Raw genomic sequence first — 21,505 nt, forward strand, 5'->3', positions numbered from 1 at the left:
GAAACCCCATGAGCCTCGGCGCCCGCATTGCCTGGGACGACACCGTCCTGCCCTTTCAGCTCGACCGTTCGGACATCCGCGGCCGCGTGGCGCGTCTCGACGGCGTGCTCGACAAGGTGCTCGAGCAGCACGACTACCCCAAGCAGATCGAGGCGCTGGTCGCCGAGATGGCGCTGCTGACCGCGTTGATCGGCCAGACCGTGAAGCTGCGCTGGAAGCTGTCGCTGCAGGTGCGCGGCGACGGGCCGGCCCGTCTGATCGCGACCGACTACTATGCCCCCGAGCATGAGGGCGCGCCCGCTCGCATCCGGGCCTGGGCCAGCTTCGATGAAAGCCGGCTCGACGAGACCGCCGATCCCTATTCGCTGATCGGCAAGGGGTATTTCGCGATCCTGATCGACCAGGGCCAGGGCAACACGCCCTATCAGGGGATCACCCCGATCACCGGCGAGTCGCTGGCCGCCTGCGCCGAGACCTATTTCGCGCAGTCCGAGCAGCTGCCGACCCGGTTCTCGCTCAGCTTCGGCCGGTCGACCGAGCCGGGTCGCGACGAGAGCTGGCGCGCCGGCGGCGTGATGCTGCAGAAGATGCCCAAGGCCTCGCCCTTCGCCGCGAAGGCCGAGGGTGGCTCGGGCGAGGAGGGGCTGCTCGAGGCGACCGACATCCTCGACGAGAACGAGGGTGAGAACTGGAGCCGCGCCAACATTCTGCTCGATACGGTCGAGGAGATGGAGCTGATCGGGCCGAGCGTGGCGCCCACGGACCTGCTGCTGCGGCTGTTCCACGAGGAAGAGCCGCGCGTCTTCGACCCGCAGCCGGTGCAGTTCGGCTGCACCTGCTCGGAGGCCAAGGTGCGTCAGAGCCTGTCGATCTATTCGGCCAAGGACATCGCGCACATGACCACCGAGGAAGGCATCGTCACCGCCGATTGCCAGTTCTGCGGCGCGCATTACGAGTTCGCGCCCCAGACGCTCGGCTTCGAAGCGACCGAGGGGCCGGACGCCAAGCCCGCCGATGAGAGCGGCGCGACCGCCGGCAAGGCTGCCGGTGGACGGGGCTGACCTCGACATCGAGGCGCGGCTCCGGGCCGCGCTGGCCCGGCGGGGCGACGCCTCGTCGGATTACGACATCGACCCCGGCCTGCCCCAGCCCAGCGGGCGGACATTGCGGCAGGCCGGGGTGCTGGTCGCGGTGCATCTCGGCGGTGACGGGCCACGGCTGTGGCTGACCAAGCGGTCGGCCCGGCTGCGGCACCATCCGGGCCAGATCGCCTTTCCGGGCGGCAAGGTCGATCAGGGCGATGACGGCCCGGTCGGGGCCGCGCTGCGCGAGGCGCATGAGGAGATCGGCCTCGACCCGGATCGGGTCGAGATCCTCGGCACGCTGCCCGCACACGAGACGGTCACGGGGTTTTCGGTGACGCCGGTTGTGGGACTGCTGCGCGGCCCGTTCGCGCCGGTTCCCGAGGCGGGCGAGGTGGCCGAGGCCTTTTGCGTGCCTTTGGCCCACGTCACCGACCCGACGCGCTTCCGGATCGAGGGGCGGCGTTGGCAGGGGCGGCGGCGGCACTACTATGTCGTGCCTTGGGGCCCCTATTACATCTGGGGGGCCACCGCGCGCATGCTGCGCAGCCTGGCCGAAAGGATGAGCCGATGAGCGAGCGGATCGAGGCGGAGTGGCTGTCGAGCGAGGCGGCCCGCGCCGTCACGGAGATGCTGGAAGCGGGCGGTCACGCTGCCTGGTTCGTCGGCGGCTGCGTGCGCAACGCGCTGATCGGGGCGCCGGTCTCGGATATCGACCTGACCACCGATGCAAGGCCCGAACGAGTGGTGGAGCTGGCCCGCGCGGCGGGGCTCAAGCCGGTGCCGACCGGGATCGAGCACGGCACGATCACCGTGGTCGCGCATGGCACGCCGATCGAGGTCACGACCTTTCGCCGCGACGTGGAGACCGACGGGCGCCGCGCCACCGTGGCCTTTTCCGACGATATCGCCGAGGACGCGGCGCGGCGCGATTTCACCATGAACGCGCTCTATGCCGATGCGCGCGGCCATGTGGCCGACCCGCTGGGATCGGGGCTCGCCGATCTCGCGGCGCGGCGGTTGCGCTTCATCGGCGACGCGCATGACCGGATTCGCGAGGACTACCTGCGGATCCTGCGCTTCTTCCGCTTCCACGCCTGGTACGGCGACCCGCAGGGGGGCATCGACCCCGACGGCCTCGCCGCCTGCGCCGAGCTTGCCGAGGGCATTGCCGGCCTCTCGCGCGAGCGGGTGGGCGGCGAGATGCTGCGGCTGATGGCGGCGCCCGACCCGGCGCCCGCGGTCGCGTCGATGGCGATCTCCGGCGTGCTGATGCGGGTGCTGCCGGGCGGCGCCTCGGATCCGCTCTCGGTGCTGGTGCATGTCGAGGAGGAGGCCGGGCTCGCGCCCGACCCGATCCGCAGGCTGGCGCTCGTGGGTGGCGAGGCGGCGGCGGAGCGGCTGCGGCTCAGCCGGGCACAGGCGCGCACGCTGCAATCCCTGCAGGAGGCGCTGGGCGCGGGCTGGGGTCCGGGCGAGCTGGGCTACCGGCTGGGGCGAGAGCGGGGACTCGACGTTCTGGCGATGAACGCCGCGCTATCGGGCCGCGAGATCGACCCCGTTTCACGGGAAACCATGGAGGCCGGGGCGGGCGCGGCGCTGCCGGTGAAGCCCGCCGACCTGATGCCGGACTACACTGGCCCGGCGCTGGGCGAGAAGCTGCGCGAGATCGAGGCACGCTGGATCGCCTCGGGCTTCGCATTGGAACGGGCCGAACTTCTCCCGTAGGCTGTCTGCGCCTCAAGGGGCACGCGTTTCCCTTTCGGCCGATCCGGATTATATGCCGGTGACACGTAGTCGAGACATCCATGTTCCGTTTCTTTGAAAACCTCGTGGACCCTTACGGTCCCTACGAGCAGACCGACCGTCCGCCGACCCGGCTCTGGCCGTTCCTCAGGGACTACGCGCGCCCCTTCGCGCGGGTGTTCTGGGTCACGGGAATCCTGTCGGTCGTGGTCGCGGTGGTGGAGATCTGGCTGCTGTCCTACATGGGCCGCCTGGTCGACATGCTCGGCAGCGGCGAAGCCGGCGAGGTGCTGGCCCGGCACGGGACCGAGCTGCTGGCGGTGGCCGCCTTCATCCTGCTGCTGCGCCCGGCGCTGCAGGCGGCGCATGTGCTGCTCCTGAACAACGCGATCCTGCCCAATTTCGGCACCCAGCTGCGCTGGCGCGCGCATCGCCATGTGCTGCGCCAATCGGTCGGCTGGTTCGAGAACGATTTCGCCGGCCGGATCGCGAACCGGATCATGCAGACGCCGCCCGCCGCCGGAGAGGTGGTGTTCCAGATCTTCGACGCGATCACCTTCGCGCTGGCCTATGTCGTAGGCGCGGCGGTGCTGCTGTGGGACGCCGATCCGCGGCTGCTGCTGCCGCTCTTGGGCTGGTTCGCGCTCTATGCGGCGCTGATGCGCTGGACCGTGCGTCGGATCGGCCCGGCCTCGGAAGCCTCCTCCAACGCCCGCAGCGCGGTGACCGGCCGGGTGGTCGACACCTATACCAACATCCACTCGGTCAAGATGTTCGCCCACCACGACCGCGAGATCGAGGGCGCCAGGCAGGTGATCGAGGAGGCCCGTGCCACCTTCCAGCAGGAGATGCGGCTCTACACGATCATGGACGTGGCGCTGTCGGTGCTGAACGGCCTGCTGATCGTCGGCGTGGTCGGCTGGGGCATCTGGCTCTGGGCCGGCGGCTTTGCCAGCGTCGGTGTCGTCGCCGCGGCCACGGCGCTGTGCCTGCGGCTCAACGCGATGACCGGCTGGATTATGTGGGCGGTGACCAATTTCTTCCAGAACCTCGGCGTCGTCTCCGAGGGCATGCGCACCATCGCCCAGCCGATCACGCTCACCGACGATGCGCGCGCCGGCCAGCTGACGGTCACGCGTGGCGAGATCGCGGTGACCGGGCTCAACCATCGCTACGGGCAGGATGCGGGCGGGGTCGGGCCGCTCGATCTGGTGATCCCGGCCGGGCAGAAGGTCGGTCTGGTCGGGGCCTCGGGCGCCGGCAAGTCGACGCTGGTGAAGCTGCTGCTGCGGTTCTACGACGCGGAGCAGGGGCGGATCGAGATCGACAGGCAGGACATCTCCGCCGTGACGCAGGACAGCCTGCGACAGGCCATCGGCATGGTGCAGCAGGACAGCGCGCTGCTGCACCGCTCGGTGCGCGACAACATCCTCTATGGCCGTCCCGGCGCCAGCGAGGCCGAGATGATCGCCGCCGCGAGGCAGGCCGAGGCGCATGACTTCATCGGAAGCCTCGTCGATGGCGAGGGACGGCAAGGCTACGACGCACAGGTCGGCGAGCGCGGCGTCAAGCTTTCGGGCGGGCAGCGGCAGCGCATCGCGCTGGCGCGGGTGATCCTCAAGGACGCGCCGATTCTGGTGCTCGACGAGGCCACCTCGGCGCTGGATTCGGAGGTCGAGGCGGCGATCCAGAAGACCCTCTACGAGATGATGGAGGGCAAGACCGTGATCGCCATCGCGCACCGGCTTTCGACCATCGCTCGGATGGATAGGGTGCTGGTGATGGAAGATGGCCGAGTCGTCGAGGACGGCACCCATGACGAGCTGCTGGCGCGCGGCGGCATCTATGCACGCTTCTGGGCCCGGCAGTCCGGCGGCTTCCTCGGGCTCAACGCGGCCGAGGCGGCGGAATGAAGAATTTGATCGCTCCGTTCCGGGCCGCCGAGGGGCCGCCGCCGGGCACGCTGCTGCGCTTCCTGCGCTGGGCGTTGTCGGGCAGCTTCCTCGTCACCGGGGTGAGCGCGCTGGTCTCGGTCGCGGCCGGGGTGCTCGAGGTGCTCTCGGCGCTGATCCTAGGCTGGGTGATCGACGCCGCGCTGGCGGGCAAGGCGGAGGGGTTCTTCGCCGGCAACGCGGCCCTGTTGCTGGGGGTGGCGGCCTTCTTCGTGCTGCTGCGCCCGGTGGTGCTGGGCGTGTCGGGCCTGCTGCAGAGCGTGGTGCTGTCGCCTTCGATCTACACGCTGGTGCTGTCGCGGCTGCACCGACACACGCTGGGCCAGGCGGTCAGCTTCTTCGACAACGACTTCGCCGGGCGCATCGCGCAAAAGCAGATGCAGGCGGCGCGGGCCACCACCGATCTCACCGTCGACACGATCCAGACCGTGTTCTTCGCGCTGGCCTCGCTGGTCGGCTCGGTGCTGCTGTTGCTGACCATCGACACGCTGACGGCGGCGCTGCTGGCGCTCTGGCTGATCGGCTACATCGCCCTGATCAGGCTCTACATGCCGAAGATCCGCGCCACCTCGACGGCGCGGGCGGCGGCGCGGGCCATGGTGACGGGGCAGGTGGTCGACACCATCACCAACATCAAGACGGTCAAGCTGTTCGGTCATTCCGACCACGAGGACCGCGCCGCGATCGACGCGATGCACCAGTTCCGCGAGCGCAGCCTGGGCTTCGGCAAGGTCTCGGCGGGCTTCCGGTTCTGGCTGATGGCGCTGGCCGGGGTGCTGCCGGTGCTCGTCACCGGGGCGACCCTGTGGTTCTGGAGCCGCGGCGCGGCCAGCGCCGGCGACATCGCCGCGGCGGGGGCGGTCTCGCTCCGGTTGGCGCAGATGACCGGCTGGGTCAGCTTCACGCTGATGACGATCTATTCCAACCTGGGCGAGATCGAGGACGCGATCCATACCCTGTCGCCCGCGCATGGGCTGACCGACCGCACGGGCGCGGCCGCGCTCGACGTGCGCGCGGGCGCGGTGCGCTTCGAGGATGTCCGTTTCACCTATGGCGGCGGCGCGGGCGGGCTGCGGGGCGTCACGCTCGACATCCGCCCCGGCGAGAAGATCGGCGTGGTTGGCGCCTCGGGGGCGGGCAAGTCGACATTGGTGGCGGCGCTGCTCAGGCTCTACGACGTCGAACAGGGCCGCATCCTGATCGACGGGCAGGACATCGCCCATGTCACGCAGGAAAGCCTGCGCCGCCGGATCGGCATGGTCACGCAGGACACGGCGATGTTCAATCGCTCGGCCCGCGACAACATCCGCTACGGTCACCCCGATGCCGGGCAGGAGGCGGTGGAACGCGCGGCCCGGCGCGCCGAGGCGCATGGCTTCATCGCCGATCTCGCCGATCCCAAGGGGCGGCGCGGCTACGACGCCCATCTGGGCGAGCGGGGCGTCAAGCTGTCGGGCGGCCAGCGCCAGCGCATCGCCATCGCCCGCGCCCTGCTCAAGGACGCGCCGATCCTGGTGCTCGACGAGGCGACCTCGGCGCTCGACTCGGAGGTCGAGGCGCAGATCCAGACCGCGCTGGAGCAGGCGATGGCCGGCAAGACGGTGATCGCCATCGCGCACCGGCTTTCGACCATTGCGCGGATGGACCGGATCGTGGTCATGGAGGGCGGCCGCATCGTCGAGGAAGGCACGCATGATGCCCTGCTCGAACGCGGCGGGGTCTATGCGCGTTACTGGGCCCGCCAATCGGGCGGGTTCCTCGGGCAGGAGGCCGCCGAATAGAAGAGGACGCCATGACCGACAACCTGCCGCCGAAGACCCCGCAGCCCGATCCCGCCCCCCGTGGCGAGGTGACGATCGAGACGGTGACGCATCACGGCATGGGACGGCTGGCGGACGGCACGCTGGTGCCGCGCGTGCTGCCGGGCGAGGTGGTGACGCTGTCCGGGGAGGGGGCGAAGATCGTCACCCCGTCCCCGGAGCGCGTCTCCCCGCCCTGCCGCCACTTCAAGGCCTGCGGCGGCTGCGCGATGCAGCACGCCTCCGACGGATTCGTGGCGGATTGGAAGGCGGGCATCGTGCGCGCCGCGCTGCGCGCCCAGGGCATCGAGGGCGAGATCGCCCGCGTGCTGACCTCTCCGCCCGACAGCCGCCGCCGTGCCCGCCTCGCCGGTCGGCGCACCAAGAAGGGGGCGCTGGTCGGGTTTCACGCCCGCGCCTCGGACACGGTGGTCGAGGTGCCGGGCTGCCGGCTGATACTGCCGGCGCTCACCGCGTTGATCCCGGCACTGGAGCGGATCGCCGTGCTCGCGGCCTCGCGCAAGGGGGAGGCGGGCCTGACCGTCACCGACAGCACAGCCGGGCCGGATCTGCATATCGACACCGACAAGCCGCTCACCGAGGAGCTGCGGATCACGCTGCCGGAGATCGCCCGCGAGGCCGGTCTGTCGCGGCTGGTCTGGGGCGACGAGATCGTGGCCGAGCTGGAGCCGCCGGTGCAGCAGATGGGCCGGGCCCGCGTCGTGCCGCCGCCCGGCGCCTTCCTGCAGGCCACGGCGCATGGCGAGGCGGCGCTGCGCGACACGGTGCGCGAAGCCGTCGGCGACGCGGCGCGGATCGTCGATCTCTTCGCCGGCTGCGGCACCTTCACCCTGCCGCTGGCCGAAACGGCCGAGGTTCACGCCGTCGAGGGCGAGGCCGCGATGCTTGCCGCGCTCGACCGGGGCTGGCGGGGCGTGCCGGGCCTCAAACGGGTGACCACGGAGGCGCGCGATCTGTTCCGGCGGCCGCTGCTTGCCGATGAGCTGGGGCGATTCGACGCCGCCGTGATCGACCCGCCGCGCGCCGGGGCGCAGGCGCAGATCGCCGAACTGGCCGCCTCTCAAATCGGCGTGATCGCGATGGTGTCCTGCAACCCGGCAAGCTTTGCACGGGACGCAAAAACGCTGCTGAATCAGGGGTATGAGATGGGGCCGATCACCGTGGTCGACCAATTCCGCTGGTCCCCGCATGTGGAGTTGGCGACACGATTCACCCGAAGCTAATCATGCTGCCCGATGCTCGCCCCTAGGCGGCATTTCCCAAATCGGCTAGCTTCGCGCCAAACGGCACAGACCGGGACAGTGGGCAGTATGACCATCGACAGACGCAAGTTTCTCCTCGCCGCGCCGGCGCTTCTGGCGGCATGCTCGGGGCGCCAGCTCCTGAGCTACAACGGCCCCAAGGTCACCTCGATCATGGCCTTCAAGCAGCAGCGCAAGATGTACCTGCTGCATGGCAACAAGGCCCTGAAATCCTACCCGTTCCAGCTCGGCTTCACGCCGGTGGGCCACAAGCAGTTCGAGGGCGACGGCAAGACGCCCGAGGGGACCTACATCATCGATCGGCGCAACCCGAACAGCTCCTATCACCTGTCGGTCGGTATCTCCTATCCGAACGACCGCGACCGTGCCTTCGCCGAGGCGCATGGCAAGCGGCCCGGTGGCGACATCTTCATCCACGGCACGCCGTCGGATGTGCTCGGCAAGAAGGACTGGACCGCCGGCTGCATCGCCGTGACCAATGAAGAGGTCGAGGAGATCTACGCGATGGTGGGCGATTACACCCCGGTCTTCGTCAAGGCCTGAGCCGGTCATCGGCACCATGAACCGGACATGCGAAGGGGCGCCGCGGCGCCCCTTTTTCGTGCCTGTTATGCGATGCCGTCAGGCCGCGAGCACCATCCGGGGCCGTCAGGCCGCGAGCACCATGGTCCACCAGATCTTGCCTGCGGGCTCCTGGAACCAGGCGAGGCCCATGCGCTGGGCGGCCGGATCGAGGATGACGTCGCGGGTCGCGGCTTCTTCCATCCAGGCGGCCAGCGTCTCGAGTTCGGTCTCGTAGGTCTCGGAGATCGTCTCGCCGATGAGCCGCCCCATGTAGCCCACGCGCCGCAGTCGGTCGACCGGAGAGGAGCCGTCGGAGCCGAAATGCCAGGGCCGGTTCTGGATGCTCATGTCGCGCGAATGGGTCGCAGCCGCGGCGTTGAGCTGCGCGTCGAGCGTCAGCTGGGACAGCCCGCGCGCCCGGCGCAGCGTGTTGACGCCGTCGAGCATCCGGTACGGGATCTGCGCCTCATCCTCGGGCGTGATACGGTAGACCTGCGGCAGCGGCAGCCCGTCCGGACCGATCCGGCCCTGGGGCGCGCGGGCGCAGGCCGTGAGGCCAGTTAAGAGAAAACCGAGAATCAGCGCGCGTCGCTGCATGTGTCACCTTTCGGGTCCGAACCGGGCCTGATTAGCGGCAGTGGAGCGACAGATCAAACGGGATCGGCGGGGCTTCGCCGCGGTGACGTTTGAGTGAATTGCGCCTCACGAGATCGCGATCTAGTGCTGTGGCGTCACGACATTCCCTTTTGGAGATTCGCATGGGCCACGCCCCGAAAGCGTTGAACCGCCGTCACTTCGTCGCCGCCTCTGCCGCCTTCGGCGCGGCCGCGCTCGCCAGCCCGGCGCTGGCGCTGTCCGGCTCGACCGAGATCGAGAGCGACATCTCGTCCTCGGTGAGCCGCAACGTCTCGAGCTTCCGCACGCTCGACTGGCGGCCCTACTTCGCGGATCTGCGCAACGGCGCGATCCTGTGCGACACCCAGAGCCGGGCGCTGCATTTCTGGAGCGAGGATCAGAGCATCTACAAGCTCTACCCGACTTCGGTGCCGCTGACCCCCGACCTGACCCGTCTGGGCCGGACCGAGATCATCAAGAAGGTCGAGGGCCCCGACTGGCGCCCGACGCCCGAGATGCGCCAGCGCAACCCGGAATGGCCGGAATACATCCCCGCCGGTCCCGATAGCCCGCTCGGCACCCATGCGATGTGGCTGACCTGGCAGTACTACCGGATCCACGGCACCCACGACACGCGCAAGATCGGCCGCCGGTCGTCGAATGGCTGCATCGGTCTCTACAACGAGCACATCGCCGAACTGTTCTCGCTCTCGACCCTCGGCACGCAGGTCATGCTGATCTGAGATCGCGCCGCATCGATCGGCAAAAAGGGGGCCTCGCGGCCCCCTTTTTTCTGTCAGAGCCAGCCCGACAGATTTTCGCGGATCACCCGCTCCAGCATGTCGACATGCTCGGCATGGTCGTTGAGGCAGGGGATGTAAGTGAAGGTCTCGCCGCCGGCATGCTCGAAGCTCTCGCGGATCTCCTCGTTGATCTCCTCGAGCGTCTCGATGCAGTCGGCCGAGAAGGCCGGGGCGCAGATCGACAGCTTGCGAACGCCCTCGTCTTTGGCCAGCCGGGCCACCTCCTCGACGGTGTAGGGCTTGAGCCATTCCTCGCGGCCGAAGACCGACTGGAAGGTGGTCACCACCCGGGTGTTCTCCCAGCCCAGAGCCTCGCGCAGCAGCCGCGTCGTCTTCTGGCACTGGCAGTGATACGGGTCGCCTTCGAGCAGGTAGCGCTTGGGCAGCCCGTGATAGGAGCAGACCAGCACCTCGGGGCGGTTCTCGGGGTCGGGATGGGCGCGACGTACCGAGTTGGCGAGCGCCTGGATGTAGTCCGGCCGGTCGAAATAGGGGTCGACCACCCGCGCCGTCGGCTGCCACTTCTCACGGCCCAGCGCCTTAAAGAACGCGTCATTGGCGGTCGCCGAGGTGGCGCCCGCATATTGCGGGTAGAGCGGGAAGAAGAGGATCTTGCGGCAGCCGTTCTCCACCATCTTGCGCACCACCGAGGCGGTCGAGGGATTGCCGTAGCGCATGCAGAACTCCACCTGCACCGCATCGCCGTGCTGCGCGGCGAAACGCTGGCGCAGCGCCTCGGTCTGGGCGCGGGTGATGGTCCGGAGCGGGCTTTCGTTCATCTCCTCGTTCCAGATCGAGCGATAGGCCGCGCCGGATTTCTGGGGCCGGGTCGACAGGATGATGCCCTGCAGGATCGGCTGCCAGATCATGGGGTTGGTATCGACCACCCGGCGGTCGGAGAGGAACTCCGACAGGTAGCGCCGCATCGAGCGGTAATCGGTGCCGTCGGGCGTGCCGAGATTCGCGACGAGGATGCCGACGCGGGATGTCGGCAGCGCCGGATGCTCGGCGGGGGCGTGGGTCGGGCGGGTCGCGTCGAGCATCATCTGTCCTCAGGGCTGCGTCTGGTTAGGCATGTTTGCACAGAAAAGTAGCCGTAGGGCGACCCGGTCAATCGGCGTTTTCGTCGCGGGCGCGTCTGAGTGCCTCTTCGAGGCTGTGGCTGGCCGATCCCGGGCGCAACGGTTGCGGCTGGTCGGCCGAGGGTGCCCAGCCGGTCAGGGTGATGACCTCGAAGCGCGCGCCGATCCGGCCGTCTGGGCGGCCCGCGCTTTCGGCGAGAAGCCGTGCGGCCTCGGCCAGCACGGCCCGCCGGGTAAAGCGGCGAAGCCGGCCGGCCATGGCGTTGGTCTCGCCCATGGCGCGCAGATCGCGCATCAGGTGGAACGGGGTCTCGTAGCTGACATCATAGGGCGTGGCGTCGGCCACCGGGAGCGCCAGCCCGGCACGCTGCAGCAGCGCGCCGAGATCGCGGATCTCGCCCATCGGCGCGACCCGGGGCGACAGCCCGCCGCTGACGGCGGTTTCGGCGGCGGTGAGCGCAGCGCGCAGCTCGCCCAAGGTTTCACCGCCGAACAGCGTGACGATCAGCAGCCCATCGGGCTGCAGCGCCCGGGCGCACTGGATCAGCTGTCCGACCGGGTCCTCGGCCCAATGCAGCGCCAGCGCGTGGACCACCAGGTCATGCGCGCCGGGGACCAGATCGAGGGTCGGCGTGTCGAGCACGATCCGCGCCGCCGGCATCCGCGCGGCCCATAATTCGGGCCATGGCGTGACCACCGCCGGGTCGTGAAAGCTGCGGTTAACCTCGGCGAGTCTATCCTCGACGTCATCGGCCGCCGCCTCCTGCAGGAACAGCGCCGGGACGCGACGCGCGCGGGCGCGGCGGCTTTCGAGGGCGGGGCGGTCGAACAGGGCGGGGCGCTGGGTCGTGGACATGGGGCCGAAATAGAGACTGAACATGGGAATGCAAAGCGTGCTGAGGGCGATCTACCCGCCCGCCTGCTTGTCCTGCGGCGAAATGACCGAGGCGGATTTCGCGCTGTGCGGCGCCTGCTGGCACGACACGCCTTTCTTGGGCGACACGCTGTGCACGCTCTGTGCCCGGCCGCTGCCGGGCGAAGCTGAGCCGGGGCTGCGCTGCGACGCCTGCCTTGCCGCGCCGCCGCCATGGACGGCCGGGCGCGCGGTGCTGCGCTATTCGGGAGGCGGTCGAAGGCTGGCCCTGGCGCTCAAGCATGGCGACCGCACCGATCTCGCCCGGCCGCTGGGCGACTGGATGGCGGGGGCAGCGGTGGATCTGGTCGAAGCGGATACGCTGGTGGTGCCGGTGCCGCTGCATCGCGGCAGGCTCTGGACCCGGCGCTACAACCAGTCGGCGCTGCTGGCGGCGCGGATCGCGTGGCGGCTGGGCCTCGAGACCTGTCCCGACGCGCTGTGGCGGCGCCGTGCGACCACGAGCCTCGCGGGCGATGCCGAAACCCGCCGCGCGACGCTCGATGGCGCGATCGTGCCGCACCCGCGCCGGGGCGCGCGGATGGCGGGGCGCCCGGTGCTGATCGTCGACGACGTGCTGACTTCCGGGGCGACGCTTTCGGCCTGCGCGCGGGCGGCGCGGAGCGCGGCGGCAAGCGAGATCCGCGTGATCGCACTGGCCCGCGCCGCTCCGGATGCCTAGATCATGGGAAACCCCTTTGTTTTCCGGAGAACCCGAATGGCCGAGACCACCCCCCAGATCGAGATCTACACCTCGCCGACCTGCGGCTACTGCCACGCCGCCAAGCGCCTGCTGGCCCAGAAGGGCGTCAGCTATACCGAGATCAACGTGGTGGCCCAGCCCGAGCGTCGGGCCGAGATGATGCAGCGCGCCAATGGCGGCCGAACCGTGCCGCAGATCTTCATCGGCGGCACCCATGTCGGCGGCTATGACGACATGGCGCTTCTGGACCGTCGCGGCGGGCTCGACCCGATGCTGGGCAAGTGAGCCGCGCCGCGCTCCTGCAGCTCACCGCCTCGGACGATCCTGCGCAGAACGTCGAGACGCTGCGCGGGATGGTCCGGGAGGCGGTGGCGCAGGGCGCGGAGCTGGTCTGTACGCCGGAGGTGTCCAACTGCGTCTCGGCCAGCCGGTCGCGGCAGATCGAGGTGCTTCGGCCCGAGGCCGAGGACCCGATGCTGGCCGCGATGCGCGACGAGGCGGCGCGGGCGGGCATCTGGCTGTCGCTCGGCTCGATCGCGGTCAAGACCGACGACCCGGATGGCCCCTTTGCCAACCGCTCCTTTCTGATCGGACCGGATGGCGGCATCGCCGCGCGCTACGACAAGATCCATATGTTCGACGTCGAGGTGAGCGCGACCGAGACCTATCGCGAATCGGCAGGCTACCGTCCCGGTGACCGCGCCGTGCTGGCCGAGACGCCGTTGGGGCGGATCGGGCTCAGCATCTGCTACGACGTCCGGTTTCCGCATCTCTACCGCCGCCTCGCCCAGGCGGGGGCCGAGATCCTGCTGGTGCCCAGCGCGTTTTCTCCCGTCACCGGTGCCGCCCATTGGGAGACGCTGCTGCGGGCGCGGGCCATCGAGACCGGCTGCTACGTGCTCGCCGCGGCGCAGACCGGGCGGCACGCGGCGCGCGAGGGGCGGGCGCGCGAGACTTGGGGGCACAGCCTCGCCGTCGACCCCTGGGGCGCGGTGATCGCGGATTCCGGAACGGCACCCGGCGTCGCGATCGTTGATTTGGACATGGCCGAAGTGGCACAAGCGAGACGGCGCGTGCCCTCGCTCGCGCATGACCGCCCCTATGATGGCCCCGAATGAACCAGCCCGTCGACAATCTCGCCATCACGCTGTTCAGCGAGATCCTCGCCGTCGACCAGCTGGCGCGCAACACCATGTCGCGGGTGCTGCCCAAGGGCATGGAGCTGTCGCATTTCTCGGTGCTGAACCACCTCGCCTTCTCGGGGACCGAGCGGACGCCGGCGCAGCTGGCCAAGACCTTTCACCTGACGCGCGGCGCGATGACCAACACGCTGGGCAAGCTCGAATGGGCGGGGTGGGTGCATATCCGCCCCGACTGGGACGATGCGCGTCGCAAGATGGTGGCGATCAGCCCGGCCGGGCTCGAGGCGCGCAACGCCGCCGTCGCCGCGATCACGCCGATCGTCGCTGAGGTGGTCGAGCGGGTCGGGGCCGAGCGCGCCCGCGCCGCGCTGCCGGTGCTGCGCGAGCTGCGGCTTCGGCTGTCGGACGTCGAATAGGCCCCGCCGTCTCTCGGGATTTCGGCGTCAGAGGGTCACCCGTTCGGGCCGCAGGCTGGCGGTGACGTAGTTCACCGACAGGTCACGCTCCGACAGCGACCAGCTCCAGTTGATTGGGTTGAACACCATGCCGCGCCGGTCCACCGGCGTCAGCCCGGCGCGCCGCAGCAGCTCGTAGAGCTCGTCGGGGGTGATGAACTTGTTCCAGTCATGCGTGCCCTTGGGCAGCCAGCGCATCACCCATTCGGCGCCGATGATCGCCATGCCGAAGCTCTTGGCGTTGCGGTTGAGGGTCGAGCAGATATGCAGCCCGCCGGGCTTGAGCAGGTCGTGGCAGGCGGTGAGGTAGTCGACCGGCGAGGCGACATGCTCGACCACCTCCATGTTGAGCACCACGTCGAACTGCTCGCCCGCCTCGGCCATCGCCTCGGCGGTGGTGTGGCGGTAATCGATCTCGAGACCCGATTGCTCGGCATGCAGCCGGGCCACCGGGATGTTGCGTTCTGCGGCGTCGGCGCCGACCACCGTCGCCCCCAGCCGTGCCATCGGCTCGCACAGGAGACCGCCGCCGCAGCCGATATCAAGGATCCGCAAGCCCTCGGCGGGTTTCTTCGCCGAAAGGTCGCGGTCGAACTGCGCCGCGATCTGGTCGGTGATGTAGCCCAGCCGGCAGGGGTTGAGCATGTGCAGCGGCTTGAACTTGCCGCCCTCGTCCCACCATTCGGCGGCCATCGCCTCGAACTTGGCGACCTCGGCGGGGTCGATGCTGGAGCGGGCGGTCTCGGGCTGCGGCATGATCTTGTCCTTCCTGGTCGTGGGCGGGTGACGGCTCCGCGCTTGTGCCTATATAGGTCGGGCATGGACAAGGTCTCAGGTCACCGCCGCGCGCTCGCGCATCTCTATCCTCCCATCGAGCCGTTCGATCAGCGCATGGTCGACATGGGCGATGGGCACCGGGTCTATGTCGAGCAATGCGGCAACCCGACGGGCCGGCCGGTGGTGGTGGTGCATGGCGGGCCGGGGGGCGGATGCAGCCCGGCGATGCGGCGCTACTTCGACCCCGAGATCTGGCGGATCGTGCTGTTCGACCAGCGCGGCTGCGGCCGCTCGCGGCCGCATGCCAGCGTCGAGGCCAACACCACATGGCATCTGGTCGCGGACATGGAGCGGATTCGCGAGCTGCTCGGGATCGGGCGCTGGGCGCTGTTCGGTGGCAGCTGGGGAGCGACGCTGGCGCTGGTCTATGCCCAGACCCATCCCGAACGGGCCGCGGCGCTGATGCTGCGCGGCGTGTTCCTGATGACCGAGGCCGAGTTGCAATGGTTCTATGGCGGCGGCGCCGGCCAGTTCTGGCCCGAGCTGTGGGAGCGCTTCGTCGCGCCGATCCCCGTAGAGGAGCGCGGCGACATGATCGCCGCCTATCACCGGCGGCTGTTCTCGGGCGATGGCGGGGTGGAGCTGCGCCACGCCCGACTCTGGGCCGGCTGGGAAAACGCGCTGGCCTCGATCGACAATGACGGGCCTCTTGGCGATGGCCCGGCCGAATATGCCCGCGCCTTCGCCCGGCTCGAGAACCATTACTTCCACAATCGCGGCTTCCTCATGCCGGGGCAGGGGATCCTCGATCGGATGGACCGGATCGCGCGGATCCCGGGGCTGATCGTGCAGGGGCGCTACGACATGATCTGCCCGCCCGCCGGGGCGCACCGGCTGGCGGCGCTCTGGCCCGCGGCGCGGCTCAGGATGATCCCGCGCGCCGGCCACGCCCTGTCCGAGCCGGGCATCGCCGCCGAGCTGGTGCGCGCCACCGATGCGCTGGGCCGCGGCAATGAGGGGCCGGTCTTCGGCCGCGCGACGTAAGGTCAAGGCCGCAAGGCTTTACAGCTACCCCCACATCGCTAACCTGAAGGCAATCAAGAGGGTGCGGAAATGCACCGTGCTGGCCCGTTCGGGCCACAGGGGGGTCTCGGGCGGTTTGGGGAGCGTGATCAGGATCGTGTTGCAGCGTCTGGGCTTCGGCCTGCTGACGCTGTTGATCGTCTCGATGGTGATCTTCGGCGCGGTTAACCTGCTTCCGGGCGATTTCGCGCAAGCCGTGCTGGGCCAGTCGGCCACGCCAGAGGCGGTTGCGGCGATCCGCACCCAGCTCGGTCTCGATCAGCCGCTGCCGATCCGCTACGTCGCCTGGCTGCGGGACGCGGCGCGCGGTGATCTGGGGGTGAGCTTCGCGCAGGCCAACTTCGCCAGCTTCACTGGACGGGTCGATCCCTCGGCCACGGTGCTGGCTCAGATCGCGCCGCGTTTCGCCAACACCATGTTTCTCGCCGGGGTCACCGCCGTGATCGCCGTGCCGCTGGCGGTGGGGCTGGGCATCCTCGCGGCGCTGTGGCGCGACACCGCCTTCGACAAGGGCGCCAACATCGCCACGCTGTCCTCGATCTCGAGCCCGGAATTCTTCCTCGCCTACATCCTGATCCTGCTTCTGGCGGTGGTGAACCCGGTGCTGCCGTCGCTGTCCAACATCTTTCCCGGCATGAGCTTCGGCGAGCGGCTGGAGCGGACGCTGCTGCCGGCGCTGACGCTGACGCTGGTGGTGACGGCGCACATGATGCGCATGACCCGCGCCGCGATCCTCAACCTGATGGCGCAGCCCTATATCGAGATGGCCCGCCTCAAGGGGATGCGCCCCTTCCGGGTGATCTGGCGCCACGCGCTGCCCAACGCGCTGGCGCCGATCGTCAACGTGGTCGCGCTCAACCTCGCCTATCTGGTCACCGGCGTCGTCGTGGTCGAGGTGGTCTTCGTCTATCCGGGCATCGGCCAGCTCTTCGTCGACAGCGTGAAGCTGCGTGACATCCCGGTGGTGCAGGCCTGCTGCCTGATCTTCGCCGCGGCCTACATCCTGCTGAACCTCACCGCCGACATCCTGTCGATCGTCTCGAACCCGCGGCTGAGGCACCCGAAATGAGCGTCTGGCTCTGGATCGTGGCCGTGCTGGCGGCGCTCTTGGGCCTGGGCTGGGCCGGGCGGGCGCTGGGCCGGCTGAGCGGGCGGCGGCGGTTCCGCGACATGTCGTTGGCCGAGGCCTTCGGCTGGGCGCTGGCGCTCGCGGCGCTGCTCGGGGCGGCTTGGCTCTGGACCCGGCCCGGCGCGGTCTATTTCCGCTGGGCACTGATCGGCTTTGCGATCTCTGCCGTGGCAGCCTTCGTCTTCCGCCTGCTCGGCCGCCATCTCGGGCCCGAGCGGCTGAGAAAGCAGTTCCGCAAGATGCCGCTGACGGCGGCCTTCGGCATCCTCGTGATCATCATCTATGCTGTCGTCGCGATCTTCGCGGGCTGGATCGCGCCGCATGGGCAGGAGGCGGTTCTGGGCGCGGCCAACGTGGTGCCCGGCGGCGATCCGGCGATGGGCGGCGACCCGGCCTTTCCGCTCGGCACCGACCGGATCGGCCGCGACATCCTCTCGCGCCTGATCTACGGCGCCCAGAACACGGTCGGGCTCGCCTTCGCGACCACGCTGCTGGCCTTCTTCCTCGGCGGCACGCTGGGGCTTCTGGCGGCGGTGGTGGGCGGCTGGCTCGACCAGCTGCTGAGCCGCGGCGTCGACGTGCTGATGGCGATCCCCTCGCTCATCTTCGCGCTGCTGCTGCTGACCATCGCCAGCGTCTGGGCCGAGGGGGCGCGCGGTTGGCTCACCTTCTACATGGTGGTGATCATCGCGGTGATCGATTCGACCCGGGTGTTCCGGCTGGCCCGCTCGGTCGGCATCGGCATCGTGGTGATGGATTACGTCGAGGCGGCGAAGCTGCGCGGCGAAGGCATGGGCCATCTCGTGTTCCGCGAGATCCTGCCCAACGCCATGGCGCCGCTGCTCGCGGAGTTCGGGCTCAGGTTCTGCTTCGTGTTCCTGACCATCGCCTCGCTGTCCTTCCTCGGGGTCGGCATCCAGCCGCCGCTGGCCGATTGGGGCACCATGGTCCGCGACCTCGCGCAGTTCATCAACTTCGCGGCCTTCGCGCCGATGGTGGCGCTGGCGCCGCTGCTGCCGGCGCTGGCGATCGCGCTGCTGACGGTGGGGGTGAACTTCGTCGTCGACTGGATGCTGCACCGCGCCTCGGGGCTGAAATCGTGACGCCGCTGCTGGAAATCCGCGACCTGTGGATCGAGGGGCGCTCGGACGAGGAGTGGCACCCGATCGTCGAGGGGGTCGACCTGACGCTGGGCCGGGGCGAGGTGCTGGGGCTGATCGGCGAATCCGGGGCGGGCAAGTCGACGCTCGGTCTCGCCGCGATGGGCTATGCGCGCGACGGGGTGCGGATCTCCGGCGGTTCGGTGCGGTTCGACGGGATGGATCTGCTCCGCGCGTCAACCGAGCAGAAACGCAGCCTGTTGGGGCGCCGCATCGCCTATGTCGCGCAATCGGCGGCGGCGAGCTTCAACCCCGCCCACAAGCTGATCGACCAGCATGTCGAGGCACCGGTGCGGCACGGCATCCGCGACCGGGGGGAGAGTGTCGCCGACGCGGTCGAGCTCTACGAGAAGCTGCGCCTGCCTGATCCCGACCGGATCGGATTTCGCTACCCGCACCAGGTCTCGGGTGGCCAGCTGCAGCGGATGATGACCGCGATGGCGATGTCCTGCCGCCCCGACCTGATCATCTTCGACGAGCCGACCACCGCGCTCGACGTGACCACGCAGATCGAGGTTCTGGCGGCGATCCGCGACATCGTCGACCAGTTCGGCACCTCGGCGATCTACATCACCCACGACCTCGCGGTGGTGGCGCAGATGGCCGACCGCATCAAGGTGCTGCTCTCCGGCCGCGAGGTCGAGACCGCGCCGACGCGGGAGATGCTCACCCATCCCCGCGAGGAATACACCAAGTCGCTCTGGGCGGTGCGCGGCTTTCACCGGCCCGAGAAGCCCGCCCCCGCGCCCGGCGACACGCCGATCCTCTCGGTCGAGGGCGTCACCGCCGCCTATGGCCGGCAGACCGTGCTCGAGGAGATCTCCTTCGATATCCATCCCGGCCGCACCGTCGCCGTGGTGGGCGAGAGCGGATCGGGCAAGTCGACCACCGCGCGGGTGATCACCGGGTTGCTGCCGCCCCGCTCCGGCACGGTGCGCTTCGAGGGCGAGGCGCTGCCCGCCGGGTACCGGCAGCGCGGCAAGGACCAGCTGCGGCAGATCCAGATGATCTACCAGATGGCCGACACGGCGCTGAACCCGCGCCAGAGCGTGGCGCAGATCATCGGCCGGCCGGTGCGGTTCTATCGCGGGCTCAGGGGGCGCGCCTTGCGCGCCCGTGTCGACGAGCTGATGGAACAGATCGAGCTCGATCCCGCTACCTTCCGCGACCGGCTTCCGGGCGAGCTGTCGGGCGGGCAGAAGCAGCGCGTCGGCATCGCCCGCGCGCTCGCCGCCGAGCCGCGTCTTATCATCTGCGACGAGGTCACCAGCGCGCTCGACCAGATCGTGGCCGAGGGCATCTTGCGGCTTCTGGCGCGGCTGCAGGACGAGCTGGGGTTGAGCTACATGTTCATCACCCACGACCTCGCCACGGTGAAAGCGATCGCCGATGAGGTGGTGGTGATGCAGTCGGGCCGGGTGATCGAACAGGGTGCGAAGACCGCGATGTTCACGCCGCCGCACCACCCCTACACCGACCTGCTGCTCTCTTCGGTGCCCGAGATGGACCCCGACTGGCTCGACCGGCTGCTGGCCGAACGCGGAGTTGAGGGGCTCGGCGAGGCGGCCACTGATAGGATGTAAGCGAATCGGTCCGAGAAGGCCGAAGAAAAACAAGAGGGAGAACCACATGCTGCCACAGATCAGCCGCCGAGGATTGCTCCGGTCCGGCGCTGCCGCGGGCCTTCTGTCCGTCACCGGCCTGCCGCTGCGCGCGCAGTCGCGCGGGGGCACGCTCAAGCTCGGGCTTGCGGGCGCCAACACCTCCGACAGCTGGGACGGGCGCACCCATTCCGACACCTACATGATCGTCACCGCCCATGGCGCGGTGTTCGACTGCCTGACCGAGATCGCCGCCAATGGCGAACTGGTGGGCGAGCTGGCCGAGAGCTGGGAATCGACGCCCGATGCCAAGACCTGGACCTTCGACCTGCGCCAAGGCGTGACCTTCCACAACGGCCAGCCCTTCACCGCCGACGACGTGATCGCCTCGCTGAAGCTGCATCTCGACGAGGACGCGAAATCCGCCGCGCGCCCGATCGTCGCGCCGATCACCGAGATGAAGAAGCTCGGCGAGCATCAGGTGCAGTTCACGCTCGAGGCCGGCAATGCCGACTTCCCGTTCCTGATGTCGGACTACCACCTGCTGATGTATCCGCATCAGAACGTCGAGGAAGCGATCGCCAAGGGCATCGGCACCGGACTCTACAAGGTCGAGAGCTTCGATCCGGGCGTGCGCACGCTGCTCTCCCGCGTCGACAGCCATTACAAGGACGGCAAGGCCGGCTGGTTCGACCAGATCGAGGTGATCGCGATCAATGACGGCTCGGCGCGGATGACGGCGCTGATGACGGGCCAGGTCGACGCCGTGAACAATGTCGAGTTCCAGGTCGAGCCGCTCCTGAAGGCCAACCCGCAGCTCGCGCTCAACGAGGTGACGGGCAACCAGCATTACACCTTCCCGATGCTCACCGACCTCTCGCCGATGGACAACCTCAAGGTCCGGCAGGCGCTCAAGCACGCGGTGCGGCGCGAGGAGATGGTCGAGAAGATCCTGCTCGGCCACGGCGCGGTCGCCAACGACCACCCGATCGGCCCGGCGAACCAGTACTACTTCGCCGATCTCGAGCAGAACGAATACGACCCCGAGAAGTCGAAATCGCTCCTGAAGGAGGCCGGTCTCGACGGGCTGAGCATCGACCTCTCGGTGTCCGAGGCCGCCTTCTCCGGGGCGATCGATGCGGGCCTGCTGTATCAGGCCAGCGCCAAGGATTGCGGCATCGACATCAACGTCGTGCAGGAGCCGGCCGATGGCTACTGGTCCAACGTCTGGATCAAGAAGCCCTGGTGCGCCTCCTACTGGTCGGGCCGAGTCACCGAGGACTGGATGTTCACGCTGGGCTACGAGAGCGGGGCGGCGTGGAACGACACCCATTGGGACGACCAGCGCTTCCAGACCCTGCTGAAGGACGCGCGCGCCGAGCTCGACAGCGACAAGCGCCGCGAAATGTATCACGAGATGCAGCGCCTGTGCTCCAAGGAGGGCGCGACGGCGATCCCGATGTATGCGAACTTCGTCGACGGCTACAACACCAAGCTCGGCCATCCCGACGTGGTGGGCAACGTCTTCGATCTCGACAGCAACCGCATCTGCGAACGGTGGTGGATGGCCTGACGCCATCGCACCGCTGGCGCGCCGTTCCCGGGGAGGGGGCGGC

General features: G+C 69.2%; 21 protein-coding genes. 17 read left to right on the forward strand and 4 right to left on the reverse strand.

From position 1 onward, the window contains the following. Positions 1 to 8: 8 nt before the first annotated feature. From hslO to FHS00_RS04700, 7 genes are all read left to right on the forward strand, one after another. Positions 9 to 1,061, forward strand: coding sequence for an Hsp33 family molecular chaperone HslO (hslO, locus tag FHS00_RS04670; RefSeq protein WP_183470333.1), 1,053 nt, complete (start codon positions 9 to 11; stop codon positions 1,059 to 1,061). Continuing rightward, on the forward strand, positions 1,048 to 1,656 hold the full coding sequence (locus tag FHS00_RS04675; RefSeq protein WP_343064583.1) for a CoA pyrophosphatase: 609 nt from the start codon (positions 1,048 to 1,050) through the stop codon (positions 1,654 to 1,656). Before hslO ends, FHS00_RS04675 begins: the two co-directional genes overlap by 14 nt. Continuing rightward, positions 1,653 to 2,810 carry a CCA tRNA nucleotidyltransferase gene (locus FHS00_RS04680; protein WP_183470337.1) on the forward strand — a complete coding sequence of 386 codons (1,158 nt, stop codon included), beginning with the start codon at positions 1,653 to 1,655 and terminating at the stop codon, positions 2,808 to 2,810. Before FHS00_RS04675 ends, FHS00_RS04680 begins: the two co-directional genes overlap by 4 nt. An 80-nt stretch (positions 2,811 to 2,890) precedes the next feature. Then, the gene (locus tag FHS00_RS04685) at positions 2,891 to 4,741 is read left to right on the forward strand and encodes an ABC transporter ATP-binding protein (RefSeq protein WP_183470339.1); all 1,851 of its coding nucleotides are present in this window, start codon (positions 2,891 to 2,893) and stop codon (positions 4,739 to 4,741) included. After that, entirely contained in the window at positions 4,738 to 6,561 is a 1,824-nt protein-coding gene (locus FHS00_RS04690) for an ABC transporter ATP-binding protein (RefSeq protein ID WP_183470341.1), read from the forward strand. Before FHS00_RS04685 ends, FHS00_RS04690 begins: the two co-directional genes overlap by 4 nt. Positions 6,562 to 6,572: 11 nt before the next feature. Further along, positions 6,573 to 7,823, forward strand: a complete 1,251-nt coding sequence (locus FHS00_RS04695) for a class I SAM-dependent RNA methyltransferase (RefSeq protein WP_183470343.1) — start codon at positions 6,573 to 6,575, stop codon at positions 7,821 to 7,823. 87 nt (positions 7,824 to 7,910) lie between these two features. Continuing rightward, entirely contained in the window at positions 7,911 to 8,405 is a 495-nt protein-coding gene (locus tag FHS00_RS04700; protein ID WP_183470345.1) for a L,D-transpeptidase family protein, read from the forward strand. 105 nt (positions 8,406 to 8,510) lie between these two features. On the opposite strand, the gene dalA is transcribed toward FHS00_RS04700, so the two are convergent. Beyond that, a complete protein-coding gene (dalA, locus tag FHS00_RS04705; RefSeq protein ID WP_183470347.1) occupies positions 8,511 to 9,023 on the reverse strand; it encodes a divisome-associated lipoprotein DalA in 513 nt (170 codons plus the stop codon). 161 nt (positions 9,024 to 9,184) lie between these two features. On the opposite strand from dalA, the gene FHS00_RS04710 reads away from it, so the two are divergent. Then, entirely contained in the window at positions 9,185 to 9,784 is a 600-nt protein-coding gene (locus FHS00_RS04710; RefSeq protein WP_183470349.1) for a L,D-transpeptidase, read from the forward strand. Between the two features lie 53 nt (positions 9,785 to 9,837). Here the strand turns inward: FHS00_RS04710 and hemH are convergent, their stop codons facing one another. Together hemH and FHS00_RS04720 are read right to left on the reverse strand one after the other, a co-directional pair. Beyond that, positions 9,838 to 10,890 carry a ferrochelatase gene (hemH, locus tag FHS00_RS04715; RefSeq protein ID WP_183470351.1) on the reverse strand — a complete coding sequence of 351 codons (1,053 nt, stop codon included), beginning with the start codon at positions 10,888 to 10,890 and terminating at the stop codon, positions 9,838 to 9,840. Positions 10,891 to 10,954: 64 nt separating this feature from the next. Then, a complete protein-coding gene (locus FHS00_RS04720; RefSeq protein WP_183470718.1) occupies positions 10,955 to 11,782 on the reverse strand; it encodes a methyltransferase domain-containing protein in 828 nt (275 codons plus the stop codon). Between the two features lie 22 nt (positions 11,783 to 11,804). On the opposite strand from FHS00_RS04720, the gene FHS00_RS04725 reads away from it, so the two are divergent. From FHS00_RS04725 to FHS00_RS04740, 4 genes are read left to right on the forward strand one after another with little or no spacing between them, the layout of a single operon-like run. Then, positions 11,805 to 12,521: a ComF family protein gene (locus FHS00_RS04725; RefSeq protein ID WP_183470353.1), complete on the forward strand. Its 717-nt coding sequence runs from the start codon at positions 11,805 to 11,807 to the stop codon at positions 12,519 to 12,521. Positions 12,522 to 12,557: 36 nt separating this feature from the next. Next, complete coding sequence (grxC, locus tag FHS00_RS04730; RefSeq protein ID WP_183470355.1) at positions 12,558 to 12,827, forward strand: glutaredoxin 3; 270 nt, start codon at positions 12,558 to 12,560, stop codon at positions 12,825 to 12,827. Further along, positions 12,824 to 13,660 carry a nitrilase-related carbon-nitrogen hydrolase gene (locus tag FHS00_RS04735; protein WP_183470356.1) on the forward strand — a complete coding sequence of 279 codons (837 nt, stop codon included), beginning with the start codon at positions 12,824 to 12,826 and terminating at the stop codon, positions 13,658 to 13,660. The genes grxC and FHS00_RS04735 overlap by 4 nt, the downstream gene beginning before the upstream one ends. Beyond that, a complete protein-coding gene (locus FHS00_RS04740; RefSeq protein ID WP_183470358.1) occupies positions 13,657 to 14,100 on the forward strand; it encodes a MarR family winged helix-turn-helix transcriptional regulator in 444 nt (147 codons plus the stop codon). Before FHS00_RS04735 ends, FHS00_RS04740 begins: the two co-directional genes overlap by 4 nt. Positions 14,101 to 14,127: 27 nt before the next feature. Here FHS00_RS04740 and ubiG read toward each other — a convergent pair whose 3' ends face one another. Further along, on the reverse strand, positions 14,128 to 14,895 hold the full coding sequence (ubiG, locus tag FHS00_RS04745; RefSeq protein WP_183470359.1) for a bifunctional 2-polyprenyl-6-hydroxyphenol methylase/3-demethylubiquinol 3-O-methyltransferase UbiG: 768 nt from the start codon (positions 14,893 to 14,895) through the stop codon (positions 14,128 to 14,130). A 63-nt stretch (positions 14,896 to 14,958) separates the two neighbouring features. On the opposite strand from ubiG, the gene pip reads away from it, so the two are divergent. The 5 genes from pip (at position 14,959) to FHS00_RS04770 (ending at position 21,462) form a co-directional block, all read left to right on the forward strand. Beyond that, entirely contained in the window at positions 14,959 to 15,960 is a 1,002-nt protein-coding gene (gene pip, locus FHS00_RS04750; protein WP_183470360.1) for a prolyl aminopeptidase, read from the forward strand. Between the two features lie 115 nt (positions 15,961 to 16,075). Next, a complete protein-coding gene (locus FHS00_RS04755) occupies positions 16,076 to 17,068 on the forward strand; it encodes an ABC transporter permease (RefSeq protein WP_183470720.1) in 993 nt (330 codons plus the stop codon). Continuing rightward, the gene (locus tag FHS00_RS04760; protein WP_183470361.1) at positions 17,065 to 18,231 is read left to right on the forward strand and encodes an ABC transporter permease; all 1,167 of its coding nucleotides are present in this window, start codon (positions 17,065 to 17,067) and stop codon (positions 18,229 to 18,231) included. The genes FHS00_RS04755 and FHS00_RS04760 overlap by 4 nt, the downstream gene beginning before the upstream one ends. After that, entirely contained in the window at positions 18,228 to 19,871 is a 1,644-nt protein-coding gene (locus FHS00_RS04765) for a nickel ABC transporter ATP-binding protein NikE (RefSeq protein WP_183470363.1), read from the forward strand. The genes FHS00_RS04760 and FHS00_RS04765 overlap by 4 nt, the downstream gene beginning before the upstream one ends. A 46-nt stretch (positions 19,872 to 19,917) precedes the next feature. Continuing rightward, complete coding sequence (locus FHS00_RS04770) at positions 19,918 to 21,462, forward strand: ABC transporter substrate-binding protein (protein WP_183470365.1); 1,545 nt, start codon at positions 19,918 to 19,920, stop codon at positions 21,460 to 21,462. Positions 21,463 to 21,505 lie beyond the last annotated feature (43 nt).

Source organism: Limimaricola variabilis (genome assembly GCF_014195545.1).
In the GTDB taxonomy this organism is placed as follows: domain Bacteria; phylum Pseudomonadota; class Alphaproteobacteria; order Rhodobacterales; family Rhodobacteraceae; genus Limimaricola; species Limimaricola variabilis.

Coding starts and splice junctions, on each gene's coding strand:
- FHS00_RS04700 (WP_183470345.1), top strand. CDS start 7,911: ATGACCATCGACAGACGCAAGTTTCTCCTCGCCGCGCCGGCGCTTCTG.
- FHS00_RS04760 (WP_183470361.1), top strand. CDS start 17,065: ATGAGCGTCTGGCTCTGGATCGTGGCCGTGCTGGCGGCGCTCTTGGGC.
- FHS00_RS04770 (WP_183470365.1), top strand. CDS start 19,918: ATGCTGCCACAGATCAGCCGCCGAGGATTGCTCCGGTCCGGCGCTGCC.
- FHS00_RS04685 (WP_183470339.1), top strand. CDS start 2,891: ATGTTCCGTTTCTTTGAAAACCTCGTGGACCCTTACGGTCCCTACGAG.
- dalA (WP_183470347.1), bottom strand. CDS start 9,023: ATGCAGCGACGCGCGCTGATTCTCGGTTTTCTCTTAACTGGCCTCACG.
- FHS00_RS04710 (WP_183470349.1), top strand. CDS start 9,185: ATGGGCCACGCCCCGAAAGCGTTGAACCGCCGTCACTTCGTCGCCGCC.
- hslO (WP_183470333.1), top strand. CDS start 9: ATGAGCCTCGGCGCCCGCATTGCCTGGGACGACACCGTCCTGCCCTTT.
- FHS00_RS04725 (WP_183470353.1), top strand. CDS start 11,805: ATGGGAATGCAAAGCGTGCTGAGGGCGATCTACCCGCCCGCCTGCTTG.
- FHS00_RS04740 (WP_183470358.1), top strand. CDS start 13,657: ATGAACCAGCCCGTCGACAATCTCGCCATCACGCTGTTCAGCGAGATC.
- pip (WP_183470360.1), top strand. CDS start 14,959: ATGGACAAGGTCTCAGGTCACCGCCGCGCGCTCGCGCATCTCTATCCT.
- FHS00_RS04695 (WP_183470343.1), top strand. CDS start 6,573: ATGACCGACAACCTGCCGCCGAAGACCCCGCAGCCCGATCCCGCCCCC.
- ubiG (WP_183470359.1), bottom strand. CDS start 14,895: ATGCCGCAGCCCGAGACCGCCCGCTCCAGCATCGACCCCGCCGAGGTC.
- hemH (WP_183470351.1), bottom strand. CDS start 10,890: ATGATGCTCGACGCGACCCGCCCGACCCACGCCCCCGCCGAGCATCCG.
- FHS00_RS04690 (WP_183470341.1), top strand. CDS start 4,738: ATGAAGAATTTGATCGCTCCGTTCCGGGCCGCCGAGGGGCCGCCGCCG.
- FHS00_RS04720 (WP_183470718.1), bottom strand. CDS start 11,782: ATGTCCACGACCCAGCGCCCCGCCCTGTTCGACCGCCCCGCCCTCGAA.
- FHS00_RS04680 (WP_183470337.1), top strand. CDS start 1,653: ATGAGCGAGCGGATCGAGGCGGAGTGGCTGTCGAGCGAGGCGGCCCGC.
- grxC (WP_183470355.1), top strand. CDS start 12,558: ATGGCCGAGACCACCCCCCAGATCGAGATCTACACCTCGCCGACCTGC.